General features: G+C 68.7%; 13 protein-coding genes. 5 read left to right on the top strand and 8 right to left on the bottom strand.

What is annotated here, in order from left to right:
• Nucleotides 1–139: 139 nt before the first annotated feature.
• Both DFR41_RS24670 and DFR41_RS24665 read right to left on the bottom strand, forming a co-directional pair.
• Nucleotides 140–1,060: an MBL fold metallo-hydrolase gene (locus DFR41_RS24670; RefSeq protein ID WP_114804676.1), complete on the bottom strand. Its 921-nt coding sequence runs from the start codon at nucleotides 1,058–1,060 to the stop codon at nucleotides 140–142.
• Between the two features lie 11 nt (nucleotides 1,061–1,071).
• Nucleotides 1,072–2,775, bottom strand: coding sequence for an AMP-binding protein (locus DFR41_RS24665; RefSeq protein WP_114804675.1), 1,704 nt, complete (start codon nucleotides 2,773–2,775; stop codon nucleotides 1,072–1,074).
• 33 nt (nucleotides 2,776–2,808) lie between these two features.
• On the opposite strand from DFR41_RS24665, the gene DFR41_RS24660 reads away from it, so the two are divergent.
• The 5 genes from DFR41_RS24660 (at nucleotide 2,809) to lnt (ending at nucleotide 7,708) form a co-directional block, all read left to right on the top strand.
• Nucleotides 2,809–3,759, top strand: a complete 951-nt coding sequence (locus DFR41_RS24660) for an esterase/lipase family protein (RefSeq protein ID WP_170159462.1) — start codon at nucleotides 2,809–2,811, stop codon at nucleotides 3,757–3,759.
• Between the two features lie 104 nt (nucleotides 3,760–3,863).
• Nucleotides 3,864–4,337, top strand: a complete 474-nt coding sequence (locus DFR41_RS24655) for an Lrp/AsnC family transcriptional regulator (protein ID WP_017758360.1) — start codon at nucleotides 3,864–3,866, stop codon at nucleotides 4,335–4,337.
• Between the two features lie 110 nt (nucleotides 4,338–4,447).
• Nucleotides 4,448–5,194, top strand: coding sequence for a GNAT family N-acetyltransferase (locus DFR41_RS24650; protein ID WP_231394300.1), 747 nt, complete (start codon nucleotides 4,448–4,450; stop codon nucleotides 5,192–5,194).
• 97 nt (nucleotides 5,195–5,291) lie between these two features.
• A complete protein-coding gene (locus DFR41_RS24645; protein WP_017758362.1) occupies nucleotides 5,292–6,170 on the top strand; it encodes a CorC family transporter in 879 nt (292 codons plus the stop codon).
• On the top strand, nucleotides 6,170–7,708 hold the full coding sequence (gene lnt, locus DFR41_RS24640; RefSeq protein ID WP_114804673.1) for an apolipoprotein N-acyltransferase: 1,539 nt from the start codon (nucleotides 6,170–6,172) through the stop codon (nucleotides 7,706–7,708). The genes DFR41_RS24645 and lnt overlap by 1 nt, the downstream gene beginning before the upstream one ends.
• Before the next feature lie 27 nt (nucleotides 7,709–7,735).
• Here the strand turns inward: lnt and DFR41_RS24635 are convergent, their stop codons facing one another.
• The 6 genes from DFR41_RS24635 to DFR41_RS24610 all read right to left on the bottom strand — a co-directional run bounded on the left by DFR41_RS24635 (nucleotide 7,736) and on the right by DFR41_RS24610 (nucleotide 14,386).
• Entirely contained in the window at nucleotides 7,736–9,094 is a 1,359-nt protein-coding gene (locus tag DFR41_RS24635; RefSeq protein ID WP_114804672.1) for an FAD-binding oxidoreductase, read from the bottom strand.
• A 25-nt stretch (nucleotides 9,095–9,119) separates the two neighbouring features.
• Nucleotides 9,120–10,043, bottom strand: coding sequence for an ABC transporter permease (locus DFR41_RS24630; RefSeq protein ID WP_114804671.1), 924 nt, complete (start codon nucleotides 10,041–10,043; stop codon nucleotides 9,120–9,122).
• A 74-nt stretch (nucleotides 10,044–10,117) separates the two neighbouring features.
• Nucleotides 10,118–10,936, bottom strand: a complete 819-nt coding sequence (locus DFR41_RS24625) for an ABC transporter ATP-binding protein (protein WP_017758712.1) — start codon at nucleotides 10,934–10,936, stop codon at nucleotides 10,118–10,120.
• Nucleotides 10,933–11,934, bottom strand: coding sequence for an ABC transporter substrate-binding protein (locus tag DFR41_RS24620; protein ID WP_017758711.1), 1,002 nt, complete (start codon nucleotides 11,932–11,934; stop codon nucleotides 10,933–10,935). Before DFR41_RS24620 ends, DFR41_RS24625 begins: the two co-directional genes overlap by 4 nt.
• Nucleotides 11,935–12,206: 272 nt before the next feature.
• Complete coding sequence (locus DFR41_RS24615) at nucleotides 12,207–13,061, bottom strand: creatininase family protein (RefSeq protein WP_017760952.1); 855 nt, start codon at nucleotides 13,059–13,061, stop codon at nucleotides 12,207–12,209.
• 29 nt (nucleotides 13,062–13,090) lie between these two features.
• Nucleotides 13,091–14,386, bottom strand: coding sequence for an amidohydrolase family protein (locus DFR41_RS24610; RefSeq protein ID WP_114804670.1), 1,296 nt, complete (start codon nucleotides 14,384–14,386; stop codon nucleotides 13,091–13,093).
• Nucleotides 14,387–14,411 lie beyond the last annotated feature (25 nt).

The raw sequence follows: 14,411 nt of genomic DNA, 5'->3' as shown, positions 1-14,411 counted from the left end.
ATGATAGTGCGGACTCCCGTGTGAAAGTAGGTCATCGTCAGGCTCTTACAGCCCTCAAAAAGCCCCTCAGCTCTCGCTGCGGGGCTTTTTGTTTTGTATGGCCGCAAAATGCCGTCATGGCAACCGTGCGAGCGTCAATTCAGCAGCCGTCCTCGATCCATTCTTCCTGTTGGCGAGCCGCGCCACTCTTGAGCAAGCTGCCCAGGGCGCGCTCCATGAGCGCCGGCAGCGGCTCGTCGACGAAGTGCATCATCCCCAGCGCTCTTGCATAGGGCATGGTCGATGCCCACTCCAGCAAAGAGGCGCGCTCGACACGGCGCTGCTCCAGCAGTTTGAACTTCAGCAGGACCTTCAGTGCATGCCAAGCATGGGATCGAGGATCTTCGCGCTGCTGCGCCAGGCGACGCCGGGCGCGCGCCAGCGCTTCCTCCACATCCAGGAATACCGCGCCATGCCCTGGAATCACGGTCCGAGGCGCCAGGGCCTCGATCCGGTCCAGTGTGGTGGCCACGTCGGCGAAGCCGTCCTCGCCCTCCAACTCCGGAAACACGACCCCGTAGCCGTGCTGCCACAGGGCATCCGCCGAGATCAGGATGCGGTGCACCGGCTCGAAGAGCAGAAACTCGTGGGGGTCGTGCCCGGCACCGGCGACCACCGACCAGGCGAGGTCCCCCATCTCGATCACGTCGCCCGGGCTCAGCGCATCGTGGGCAACAAAGCGGGGGCATTGCTGACCGGTGGCTCGGTAGGTCAACGCCTCTTCCCGCCAGGACTGCACGTTGTCCAGCTGCGATTGCGCAATGCCGATCCGTACGCTGGGATAGACCTCCTGCAGATGAGCATTGCCGCCGCAATGGTCGCTGTGCAGATGGGTGTTGACGATGCGGTCGAGCGTCCGACCCGCGAGCGCGTCCTGCACCAGCGCACGCGTCTGGTTCGCTTGGGTGCAGTAGCCCGTATCGACCAGCACCGTCTCTCGCCCACCGGTCAGGAGGATGTTGTTGGACGACAGCCAGCCACGCTCGAAGACAGTGATCTGGGCCGGCAGCTCAACCGCCATGCGAGTCGCCTTCAATGCGCGGAGGTGCTGCGAATATCCTGCCGCAGCTCGCGCCGCAGGATCTTGCCCACGTTGGTCTTGGGCAAGGCGTCGCGAAACTCGATGTACTTGGGCCGCTTGTAGCCGGTGAGCTCTGCATGGCAGTAGCGCATGAGGGCCTCCTCGTCCAGCTGCGCGTCCTTGCGCACGACGAACACCTTGATCGCCTCGCCCTGCTTGTCGTCCGCCACGCCGACTGCTGCGCACTCGAGCACGCCGGGGCACAGGGAGATCACGTTCTCCAGCTCGTTCGGAAAGACATTGAAGCCGCTGACGAGAATCATGTCCTTCTTGCGGTCGATGATGCGCGTCTGCCCATCCGGCAGCATGACGGCGATGTCGCCCGTGCGCATGAAGCCGTCGGCCGTGAAGGCGGCCGCGGTCTCCTCGGGCTGGCCGTAATAGCCGACCATCACGTTGGGGCCCTTGATGCACAGTTCCCCGGACTCCCCCTCCGGCAGGGTGCGTCCCTCATCGTCCTTGATCGCGATCTCGATGCTCGGCAGCGGCACGCCGATGGTGCCCGAGAAGGTGGTGTTGGTGACCGGATTGTTGGTGCCGATGGCGCAGGTCTCGCTCATGCCCCAGCCTTCGATCATCGCGCAGCCCGTGGCCTCGAACCACGCACGCGCTGTGCCCTCCGACGCCGCCATGCCTCCGGCCTGGGAGATCACGAGCTGCGAGCAGTCCACGCTCTTGAACGCCGGATGGGCCAGCAATGCATTGAACAGCGTGTTCACTGCCGGCAGGACGTGGAACGGCCGCTTCTTGAGCACCTCGACGAACTTGCCGATGTCCCGCGGATTGGGCACCAGCGTCATGTGCGAGCCCTGGCGGATGGCCAGCAGGCACAGCGTCAGCGCAAAGATGTGATACAGCGGCAGCGCCGCAATGCCGTTGATGCGCGCCGGATCGCCCACCTTGGCCATGGCCGGCGCAAACCAGGCCTCGGCCTGCAGCGTCGCTGCAATGATGTTGCGGTGCGTGAGGATGGCCCCCTTGGATCGCCCTGTGGTGCCGCCGGTGTACTGCAGAAAGGCGATGGAATCGAGCGTGCACCCGTCGGCGGCAAGGGTGCGCTCGCGGCCGCTGGTCATCGCGTCTGACCAGGTGGTGACGCTGTGGCCGCTGTCGATGGGCAGCTTGAAGGGCGGAACCATCTTGGCGAGATGGCGCACGGCCGTGGTGATCCAGGCGCCATACAGGCCACCCAACTGATCGCCCATGGCGGTCAGCAGCACATGCCGGACCGGCGTGCGCAGCAGCACGGGTTCCAGCGTCGCTGCGAAGTTCTCCAGCAGGATGATGGCGCTCGCGCCCGAGTCGCTCAGTTGGTGCTCCAGTTCGCGCGGCGTGTAGAGCGGGTTGACGTTGACACAGGTGTAGCCCGCCCGGAGCACGGCCACCATTGCGATGGCGAACTGCGGAATGTTGGGCAGCATCAGCGCCACGCGCGCGCCGGGCTCGAGCCCCAGCGACTGCAGCCAGCAGCCCAGCGTGCGCGACAGGCGGTCCAGTTCGCCGTAGCTCATCCAGCGTTCCATGCAGACCGAGAACGGGCGCTCGGTATGCGCCTTGAACGACGCCTCGAACAACGCGTTCAGTGATCGGTACTGCCCCGGGTCGATCTCGAAGGGGACGCCGGGCGGATAGCTGGGAAGGTGGGAGGGATGCATGCGGTCTCCGGGCTCTGCTTGCCGCATTGTGGGATGGCTGCCCTGCCCGAGGTCCCCGGGCTTGCCCGGGGCGCGTGCGATCATGGGCCGATGATCGCGAGATGGCAGCGGTGGTTCGTGGCCGGGTGGTGCCTCACGGCGCTGGCCTGGACCGGCTTTGCGGCACCCCGCTCCCTGTCCTGGCTCATGGGGGGCTGGGCGGTGCTGCTGGGCGGGCACGGCGTGGTGCTGGCCGCGGAATTCCTCGCCTCGAATGTCGTCAATCGCCGCGGCCAAGGGCCCCATGCGACGCTTGCCCAACTCGTGCGGGCCTGGTGGGCCGAATGCCTGTTGTCGCCGCGGATCTGGGCATGGCGACAGCCGTTCCGCGCGAACCGCATTCCAGACCATGTCCCGCCGCCCGACGGCCGGCGAGGCGTCGTCCTCGTTCATGGCTTTTCCTGCAATCGGGGCTTCTGGCTCCCCTGGCTGAGCCGCCTCGCGGCGCAAGGCCGATGTGTCGTCGCCGTCGATCTGGAGCCGCCGCTGGGCAGCCTGGACGGTTTCATCGACACGCTCGACGCCGCGGTGCGACGTGTGCATGCCGCCACCGGCCAGGCGCCGATGCTCGTGGCGCACAGCATGGGCGGGCTGGTTGCCCGCGCCTGGTGGTGCCGTACCGGCGGACGCGTGCCGATCCACCGGATCGTCACGCTGGGCACGCCGCATGCAGGAACCTGGACGGCGCGCGTCGGCCGCGCCGCCAGCAGCCATGAGATGCGGATCGGCAGCGCCTGGCTGCGAGCGTTGGATGTCGCCCAGCGCGCCTGCCCGCCTGCGCGCTTCACCTGCTGGTACTCCAACTGCGACAACATGGTGTTCCCCATGCACACCGCCACCTTGTCCGGCGCCGACAACCGGCCGGCCCACGGCCTGGCCCATGTGGAACTGGCCTTCGACACCGTCGTCATGGCCGAGACACTGGCGTTGCTGGACGAAGACTGACGCGTCATCGACCACACTCGGCGGGCGTCGCGATGGGCCCGTCCCCGCAGGGTGCCCGGGCGCCGTCGTTCGCCATTGCGGCCGATCGCGGCAAGAATCGCCCCATGCACGCACTCGACAAGCAGGACCGGCTCATCCTGCAACTGCTCCAGGCCGACGGCCGGGCCACCTACGAACAGATCGCCGAGCAGGTCAGCCTCTCGCCCAGTGCGGTGCTGCGGCGTGTGCGGCGGCTGGAGGAAAGTGGCGTGGTCGACCGCTATGTCGCACTGGTCCGGCCCGAAGCCGTCGGCCTGGGCCTGACCGCCTACCTCAACGTGCGTCTCGAAAAACACACCGAAAGCCACAAGCGCAATCCGATGGACCTGTTCCGCGCCAGCATCCAGGCCTGGCCGGAGGTGGTGGAGTGCAGCGCGCTCACGGGAGAGATGGACTACCTGCTGCGTGTCGTCGTGGCCGACATGGCGCACTACAGCCGCTTCATCATGGACACCCTGCTCAAACACCCCAGCGTGCAGGATTGCAAGACCAGCTTCGTGCTCGACAGGGTCAAGGCGACGACCGCCGTGCCGGTCTGAGTGCTCAAAGGTTGCTGCGCCGCAACATTTCAGCGAATGCCCCCCGCCCGTGACCGGTCGGTGACAGTGCCTCATCGGTAGTTATAGGGAAAACCCTTATGATCGACCCCATGTTCCCCAAGGCCCTTGTCCAGACCGTGCGTGCCGGCATGCAACTGCTGCGCCCCGGCGTGGTCGCCGCCGATCCCGCGCCGACGGGCACGGCCCGCCCCCTGCGTCCCCGCGCCGCCGCCGGGCTGGTTCCTATCCGTTCCGTCGGACCGCGCGAGCGTCACCGCATCCTGGCCCATCTGCTCGCGCTTTCCCAGCGCGACCGCTACCTGCGCTTCGGCTATGCCGCTTCGGACGAGCAGGTTCAGCGCTATGTGGACGGGCTGGACTTCCAGCGCGACGAGATCTTCGGCATCTACAACCGCCGTCTCGAGATCATCGCCATGGCGCACCTGGCCTTCGCGCCCACCGGGCAGGACGGCAGCTGCGCCGAGTTCGGCGTCTCCGTGTCCGAGCACGCGCGGGGCCGTGGCTACGGTGGCCGGCTCTTCGAGCGCGCCGTCATGGTGGCCCGCAATGAGGGCGTGAGCATGCTGTTCATCCATGCCCTGAGCGAGAACACCGCCATGCTCAAGATCGCCCGCCATGCCGGCGCGACCGTGGTGCGCAGCGGCTCCGAATCCGAAGCCCACCTCGAACTGCCCGCCGCCGATTTCGACAGCAGGGTTTCCGGCATCGCGCTGGACCAGTTCGGCGAAGTCGACTTCCAGCTGAAGGCGCGGGCCCACCAGTTCTGGTCCTTCCTGGCCGGCCTGCAGGAAGTTCGCTCGGGCGTGCGGGAGGCGCGCCAGCGCTCGGCCCCCTGAGCAGGCCAGGCCTGCGCAAGCGCGCAGATGGCGGCTGACATCATGCCGCCAAGGCATTCCGGTATCCTAGGCCTCCCTCAACTCCCGCCCTCACGCAGTGGCCGACCCCCACCCTGAACGCGCCTCCCATCCCCGGGACGACAAGCGCGGCCTCCTCCAGAAGATCGCCGAGTTCATCCACCCCGGACCGGATTCGCGCGACGAGCTGATCGAAACCCTCGCCGACGCCGAAGACAACGACATCATCGGACCCGACTCGCGGGTGATGCTCGAAGGCGTGCTGCGCATGGCCGACATGACGGCCGGCGACGTGATGGTGGCCGCTCCGCGCATGGACCTCATCGACATCGATGCGGCCTACGAGGACATCCTCTACCTCGTCATCGACACCGCGCACTCGCGCTTCCCGGTCTACGAGGGCGAGAAGGAAAACATCATCGGCATCCTGCTGGCGAAGGACCTGCTCAAGCTGCAGCGCTCGCCGGAGCTGAACATCCGTGCTCTGCTCCGGCCCGCCACCTTCGTGCCCGAGAGCAAGGGCCTGAACGACCTGCTGCGCGAGTTCCGCGGCAACCGCAACCACCTCGCGGTCGTGATCGACGAATTCGGCCGCGTGGCCGGCCTGATCACCATCGAGGACGTGCTGGAGCAAATCGTCGGCGAGATCGAGGACGAGTTCGACGTCGCCGAGGACGAGGGCGACATCTTCGGCCTGGCCGACCACACCTACCGCGTGAGCGGCGACACGCCCATCGAGCGTGTGGCCGAAGCCTTCGGCATCCAGTTCAGCGAAGAGCAGCAGTCCGAGGACTTCGAGACCATCGGCGGGCTCATCGCCCACGAGATGGGCCATGTGCCCAAGCGCGGCGAACGCCACGAGGTGGGTGGCTTCGACTTCGTCGTGATGCACACGCGCGGCGGCGCGGTGCGCTGGTTCAAGGTCTCGCCCGCCCGGGCCGAAGACACCGCCGCCTGATGCGCGCGCGCCGCCTTCCGGCCTACGCACTGGCCGGCCTGGCCCAGGCGGCGTCCATGGCCTGGCCCTGGGGTGGCGAGCCCCTGTGGTGGCTGCAACTGCTGTCCCTGGCCGCGCTGGCCTTCCTGCTCGACGGCGAACACCGGCAGCGCCGTGGCTGGCGCATGCCGGCCCTGGGCGCCTGGCTCTTTGCCACCGCCTGGCTGTGCGGCACCTTCTGGTGGCTCTTCATTTCCATGAACACCTATGGCGGCCTGCCGGCGCCACTGGCAGCGCTGGCCGTGCTGTTCCTGGGCAGCGGGCTGGCGACCTACTACGGCGTGGCCGGCGGCCTGTGGGGCTGGCTGGCACCGCGGCTTTCCATCGGCGGCCGCGTGCTGCTCTTTGCCGCCGTCTGGACGCTGGCGGAACTGGTGCGCGGCAGCCTGTTCACCGGCTTCCCCTGGGGCGCTGGCGGCTACGCGCACGTGGATGGGCCGCTGGCGGGCTATGCGCCGTGGGTGGGCATCTATGGTCTCGGCGCCGCTGCAGCGGCCATTGCAGCCTGTGCGGGGCTGTGGGCGATGCAGCGTCGCACATGGGCGCTCCCGCTCGCTGCCCCGGTGCTGCTCGCGCTGCCCTTGGTTCTGGGCCTCGTGCGCAGCGACGGCGGTCCTTCGGCCAGCACCGGCCGGCTCAAGGTGTCGCTGCTCCAGGGCAACATCCCGCAGGATGAGAAGTTCATCCCGGGCAGCGGCATCGACACGGCCCTGCGTTGGTACGGCGAGCAACTGCAGAAGAGCCGCGCCGCCCTGGTCGTCACGCCCGAGACCGCGCTCCCCTTGCTTCCGCGCCAACTGCCCGACGGCTACCTGGGAGCCATTGCGCAGCGCTATGCGCGGGGCGACCAGGCCGCCATCGTCGGCGTGCCGATGGAAGATGCTCCGGGCCGCTATGCCAACTCGCTGCTGGGCTTCGGCCCCGGGCTCGCCGAGCGGCCGTACCGCTACGACAAGCACCACCTGGTGCCTTTCGGCGAATTCATCCCCTGGGGCTTCCGCTGGTTCACCGACATGATGAACATCCCGCTGGCCGACTTCGGCCGCGGTGGGCTTCCCCAGCGCAGCTTCGACTGGCAGGGCCAGCGCATCGCGCCCAACATCTGCTACGAGGATCTGTTCGGCGACGAGATCGGCGCCGGCTTCCGCGATGCCGCCACTGCGCCGACCGTGCTGCTCAACGTGAGCAACATCGCCTGGTTCGGCGACACGGTGGCCATCGACCAGCACCGCGCCATCTCTCGCATGCGGGCGCTGGAATTCGAGCGCCCCATGCTGCGGGCCACCAACACCGGCGCGACGGTGGTGATCGACCACCGCGGTCGGGTGACGCACGAGCTGCCCCGCCTCACGCGCGGCGCGCTGGAGGCCGAGGTCGAAGGCCGCAGCAACATCACGCCCTTCGCCTGGTGGGTGTCGCGATTCGGCCTGGCGCCGCTGTGGCTGCTGTCGGTGGCGGTGCTGGTGTTCTCGGTCTGGCGGCCGCGCAAGAGCCGTTGACGCGGCGGCGCTGGAAGACCCGGCGCCTCAGCTCGCGACGGGGTGGTGCCGGAGCTTGCCGGGATTGAGCAGGCCGAGCGGATCGAAGCGCCGCTTCATCGCCACCACCTCTTCGGGCAGATCGCCGCCCGCCTTGCCATCCTCGACGATGAAGGTGTGCGGGTTGTTGATGCGCACGCCGAATTCGCGATGCTCGTGGATGATCTCGGCCAGCCGCTCCTCGGTCGTGAAGCGCACCAACTGCAGCGCGCTGCAGCTCATCTGGCCGTCCATCGTGCGCAGGAACTCGGCATGCATGAACACCTCGCCGGCATAGCGTTTCGTCAGCTCGGTGATCTGCTGCACATGCTGGCCGGGGGTGAAGCTGGTCTGCAGGTAGGTGAGGTTCTTGTCCACCTTCAACGCATGCAGCGTGGTGTGGTTCCAGGTGAACTCCATCAGCGTCTTGTGGCTGCGCGCCACCTCGTCCGCGGTGCGGCGGTAGCTGACGGTGCCGCCGCGGGCCGCCACCATCTCCTTCATCGCTTCCTCGCCCGGCTCGGCCACCAGCGAGAGCACGGCATGGCAGCCCTTGGGCAAGTGCTCGGCCAGCTGCGAGAGGTAGTCCGGCACAGGGCTGGCGAAGAAGGCGACCTCGCGCTTGGCCAGGCCGGGCGCGCGCGCCAGCTCGTCGGCGAAGGCGATGGCCTGGTCGAAGTCGCTGAAGGTGACCAGCGTCTCCAGCCAGGGCTGGCAGGGCGCGAGGCCGACCTCGATCTCCAGCACCAGGCCGTTGGTGCCCCACAGGTGGTGCATCCGCAGCGCCTCGGCGCCACGCAGTTCGACGATCTGCGGCTCGGGCTCGATGGTCATGGCCTTGATGCCCAGCACATTGCCGGGCGCGGCCAGCGGGCCGTGGTTGATCGAACCGACGCCGCCGAAGCCGCCGCCGAAGAGCCCGCCCAACGTGGCGCTGCGGAAGGTAGAGGGCACGCAGCGCAGCTCCCAGCCGGTGGGGCGCGTGGCCTTCTCCAGCTCATTCAGCCGGATGCCCGCCTGGGCGCGGGCCACGCCGGGGCGCGTCCACAGCACGCCGTTGTAGCCGGTCATGTCCAGCACAACGCCGCCGGCCAGCGGCGTGGTCTGTCCGTAGTTGCCGGTGCCGCTGCCGCGGATGGTGAGTGGCAGCTTGAGCCGCGCGCAGGCGGCCACCAGGCGGCGGATCTCGTCCTCGGTGCGGGGCCGCACCACGCTGTCGGCCACCTTGCCTTCGAGCTGGCGCTTGAGCACTGGGCTGAACCAGGAGAAGTCCTGCGACAGCCGCTCGATGCGATTGGGGTCGGTGATCCAGTCCAGGTCGGGCAGTTCGATGTGCAGCTGCTCGATGGCGTGCAGGCGGGCGTTCATGGTCAAAGGGTCCTCGGAGTCGGATTCAATCGTGCGACAGCTCGCTGGCATGCCAGCCGCCCAGCGCCACGCGCGTGAGCCAGGCCATGGCGGCGAAGAGGGCCACGCCGGTCAGCGAGATGAGCAGCAGAGCCGCGAACATGCGCGGAATGTTCAGCTGGTAGCCCGCCATCAGGATCTGGTAGGCCAGGCCGGTGGCGTTGCCGCCGGTGCCGGCGACGAACTCGGCCACCACGGCGCCGATCAGCGCCAGGCCGCTGGAGATGCGCAGGCCGCCGAAGAAGTAGGGCAGCGCGCTCGGGATGCGCAGGCGCACCAGCGTCTGCAGCCGCGTCGCGCGGTTCATGCGGAAATAGGCCTGCAGGTCGGGGTCGATGCTGCGCAGGCCCAGCGTGGTGTTGGAGATGATCGGAAACAGCGCCACCAGCGCCGCGCAGATCACCAGCGAGGCCGTGGGCTCCTTCACCCAGATGATGATCAGCGGCGCCACGGCCACGATCGGCGTAACCTGCAGCAGCACCGCATACGGGAACAGCGCCGTCTCGATCAGCCGGCTCTGCACGAAGAGGAAGGAGATCAGCACGCCCACCACCGTCGCCACCACGAAGGACAGCACGGTGATCTTGAGCGTGACCAGCAGCGCGCCGCCCAGCACCGCCCAGTCCGTGAAGAGCGTCTGCAGCATCAGCACCGGCGAGGGCACGAGGTAGGGCGGCAGTTCCATGCCGACGACCAGCGCCTGCCAGCCGCCCAGCAGCACCAGGCCCACGATCAGCGGCAGCAGGATGCGCTGCACACGCGGCTGGCGCAGCAGCGGCACGCGGGCCTCTCGCACGGGCGGGCGTTGGGGCGCGGGTGCGAAGGCCGCGGGTGCCGGCGCGGCAACCGCGGGCGAGGCGGCTGGGGCGTCGGAAGGCGCCGGCGCGGCGGCGTTCCAGGTGATGCTCATGGGGTCGATCTCCGTGGCGGCCCAGGCCGCCGGTCTGCTGTGGCGAAAGCGACGGGCGCATGGGCCCGCAGCGGTCAGGCCGTGTGTTCCTCGTCGGTGTGCTGGCTGGCCGCCAGCAGGCTGCGCTGCAGGTGCTTGGCGTAGTGCTGGAACTGCGAGGACACCATGAATTCCGCGCTGCGCGGATAGGGCTCGTCGATGCGCACTTCTTCCACGATGCGGCCGGGGCGGGCGGCCATCATCACGACGCGGCTCGACAGGAACACCGCCTCGTGGATGGAGTGGGTGACGAACACCACCGTCAGCTTCTTCTTGCGCCAGAGTTCGAGCAGGTCGGCGTCGAGCTTGTGGCGGGTGATCTCGTCCAGCGCGCCGAAGGGCTCGTCCATCAGCAGCAGGTTGGGCTGCACCACCAGCCCGCGGGCGATGGACACGCGCATCTGCATGCCGCCCGACAGCGCCCGCGGCAGGGCGTTGGCGAACTTGGCCAGGCCCACCAGCTCCAGCGCCTCCGCCACGCGGGCATCGGCCTCGGCGCGCGGCACCTTGGCCAGGTCCAGCGGCAGCCGCACGTTGGCCTGCACCGTGGCCCAGGGCATCAGCGTGGGCGACTGGAAGACGAAGGACATCTTCTGCGTGCTCTCGTGCAGTTGCTGCACCGGCTTGCGCCACAGCAGCAGGCGGCCGTCGCTGGGCTCCAGCAGGCCCGCGACCATCTTCAGCAGCGTGCTCTTGCCGCAGCCCGAGGGGCCGAGCAGCGTGACGAACTCGCCTTCCTGGATGGTGAGGTCCACCGGCTGCAGCGCGACCGTGCCGTTGGGGTAGGTCTTCTGTGCCGACAGCACCTCGATGGCCGGCACGCCCGCGGCGGGCGCGTGGGTGGGCTGCGTCACGGCAGCACCTTGGCGTTGCGGGCCAGGTCCAGCTTGTAGGCCTTGGCCAGGTCCACCTTGGCGGGGTCGATGAATTTCTGGCCCACCAGGAAGTCGTAGTTGGCCTTGATGCGGGCCTCGGTCATGGTGCCGATGCCGTTCTTCACGGCATCGCCGGAGCCGACGATGCCCATCTCCTTCATCTTGGCGACGCTGTAGGCGAGCTGGTCGTCGGTCATGTTCGGGTTGTCCTTCTTGATGAGGGCATTGCCCGGGGCCGGGTCGGCCAGGTAGCTCTTCCAGCCTTCAGCGGAGGCCTTGACGAAGTCGGCCACGGCCTTGGCGCGGTCGTTCACCGTCTTCTCCATGCAGGAGATGGTGGTGGCATACGAGGGATAGCCATGGTCCGCCAGCAGGAAGGTGTTGGCCTTGGCGCCGGCCTTCTGGATGGCGTAGGGCTCGGAGGTCAGGTAGCCCTGCTGCACCATGTTCTTGTCGGCCAGGAAGGGCTGGATGTTGAAGGTGTAGGGCTTGGTCTGCGCATCGGTCAGGCCGTACTTGGACTTGACCCAGGCCCAGTAGCCTTGCTGCGCGCTGGCGGCGATGAGCACCGTCTTGGTCTTCATCTCCTCCATGGACTTCACGTCCTCATGGGCGATGAGCACCTGCGGGTCCTTCTGGAACAGCGCGGCCACGGTGACCACCGGCAGGCCGTTGTCGCGGGCCCGCATCATCTGCAGGTCGCTGGAGCCCATCACGCAGTCGGCCTGGCCGGCGCCCATGATCTGCAGGATGTTGACCTGCGGGCCGCCCATCTTGATGGTCACGTCCAGGCCGTACTTCTTATAGATGCCCGTGGCCACCGCCTGATAGAAGCCGCCGTGTTCGGCCTGCGCGTACCAGTTGGTCATGTAGGTGAACTTTTCCTCGGCCTGGGCGCCGGAGGCAGCGAGCGCCAGGACGGCGGCGCCCAGGGCCAGGGCGGATTGCGAAGCGAGGCGGGTGAAGCGGTGGTTCAAGGCAGGGCTCCTGGAAAGGTCGGACAAATCAGTACGGGAAAGAGGGACGAAAAAGGGGCGTGGGCCGGTGCGGTGCCCAAGCAAGAGCCGCACCGTTTGAAAAGTCATTTCGGTTTTCGACGGCACAGGCGCCACCCTGCTGATCGAAAGGCCGCGGAGCAGGCCGCGCCGGTGCACCCGCGGAACGGGCTTGGCCCGGCCGCCGGGGGCGCCCCTTGAGGGGGATGGGACTTCCACACGCAGTGAGGAAGTCCAAACGGGGTGGGTTCATTTCAGCGCGCGGTTTCGATGTGGCCGGTGAACTGGCCGCGCTCCCAGGTGGGTTCTTCGCGCACCAGCCAGCGCAGCTGGTAGAGCTCGGTCAGCGCCTGCACCCAGCTGTCGGCCAGCGTGTCCAGGATCTCCTGGCCCTGCTCGCGCGTGGCGCTGGTGGGGTCGCCGATGACGCCGCTGGGACCGAAGTCGCGCGCCGTCCAGGCGCAGGCCGGGCGGCCGTCGGGCGAGAGCAGCTTGATGGGGAAGGGCGGCGGAAAGTTGGCTGCGGCACGCTCCATGTGCACCGTCTCGGGCGCCAGGGCCAGCATCAGTGCGGTCTCGGAATGGCCGGCGTGCATGGCGAGCTTCTTCTCCTGTTCGCTGACCTGCTTGCTGGCCGCGCTGGGCAGGCGGCTCACGCCGTGGGGCACGACGACGAAATCGCCGTGGCGCAGCCGCAGCTCGCGCGCGGCCATCTCCAGCACCTGCGGCTGGCCACCGTGGCCGTTGGCCAGCAGCAGCTTGCGGAAGCCCGCGCGGTAGACCGACTCGCCGATTTCGGTGACGGTGGACAGCAGCGTGGTGCCGGTCAGCGTCATGGTGCCGGGAAAGTGCAGGTGCTCTTCCGACTTGCCGTAGGTGATGGGCGGCAGCGCGAAGGCGCGCACCGAGGCGGGCAGCCGTCGCAGCGCCTCACCCATCACGCCGGAGGCGATCACGCTGTCGACCGAGCAGGGCAGGTGCGGGCCGTGCTGCTCGATGGCGCCGCAGGGCAGCACGATCACGGTGTTCTCGCGGTCGGGCAACTGGTCGATCTCGGTCCAGCTGAGGTAGGGCAGGAAGCGGTGCGGGGGGATGTAGCCGTGCAGCATGGCGGGAGTCCTTGTTCGGGGGAGGCGTGTCAGGCGGTGGCGGCGGCCCGGGGCGGCAGGAAGGCCGTCGGCGCTGCGCCATGGGCCACGCCGGTGCGCAGCACCACGCGTAGGCTGGTGCGCGAGGGCCAGGCGCTGGCATCGGCCTGGGGAAAGATCAGCAGGTCGGCCGGCTGGCCTTGCAGCCGCGTGGGGCCGGGCGTGCCGCGGGCCAGGAAGTCGGCGCGGCACAGCGTGTCGGACCAGCGGTCGAAGGGCGCGTCCAGCTGGCCGGCGAGCACCGCCGCGGCCATGCCTTCGAGCGGGTCGTAGCTGCCGACGGGGCAGAACGGGTCCTGCACGTTGTCGCTGGCGAAGAGCAGCGGAATGCCGCGGGCGCGCGCCTCCTTCACCAGCGTCAGGCCGCGCTGGCGCGGCGTGCGGCCGGTGCGGGCGTCCTGCAGCAGCAGGTTGGTGATGGGCAGGCTGACCAGGGTGATGGGCGCGCGTGCCACCTCGTCCAGGATGGCGAGGGCGCGGGATTCGGGCATGGCGGCCAGCGCGCAGACATGGCCGCAGACGATGCGGCCGGCAAAGCCCAGTTCGCGGGCGATGCGCGCCGTGCCCAGCAAACCTTCAGCCTCGGCGTGCAGTTCCTCGTCCACATGCAGGTCGACGTCCAGGTCCCGCGCCTGGGCCGCCTCCAGCAGGTGGCGCAGGGCCTGCGCGTCCCAGTTGGTGGAGTGCACGAAGCCGCCCATCAGCGCATGCGGCCCGGTGGCCTTGACCTGCGCCGCCACGGTGCGGGCGGCGGCCGGGTCGGCAAAGCTGTCGAGCTTCGTCAGGCTCACCAACTGCAGCGCGAGGCGGTCGGCCCAGTCATGGGCCAGGCGGTCGAGTACCGGCCAGGCGCAGGGCAGGGGGCCGATCTCGGGCCAGTTGACATGGGTGCGCAGCAGCGTGGTGCCGGCCTCCCAGGCCCACTGCAGGCCCTGGCTGGCGCGGGCATGGATGTCCTCGGGCGTCCAGCGGGCCATGTCGGCCACCGAGGCCTCGATGGCGCCGAGCAGGCCGGGTTGCACCTCGGGGATGCGCGCCAGGGTGAAGGTCTTGTCCAGGTGCACGTGGGCATCGACCAGGCCGGGCAGCACCAGGGCGCCGTACAGGTGCCAGGCGCCGGGCTCGGGTGCGCGGTCGTCTTCGGGCGTCACGCTGCGCACGCGCCCCTGCGCCAGTTCGATGCGCGCCAGCACGGGGCGGCCGTCGGTGTGCGGCCAGTCTTCGGCCAGCAGCCAGGCCGGCAGGCGGGCATGGCGCAATACGGCGGGCGTGGAATGCGCGGTCATGGCCGGGCCTCCGGTGGGCGGTATT

Origin of the sequence: Pseudacidovorax intermedius (assembly GCF_003350475.1) — a bacterium.
Classification (GTDB): Bacteria; Pseudomonadota; Gammaproteobacteria; order Burkholderiales; family Burkholderiaceae_C; genus Xenophilus; species Xenophilus intermedius.
This window is presented reverse-complemented; position numbering and strand designations above follow the sequence as displayed.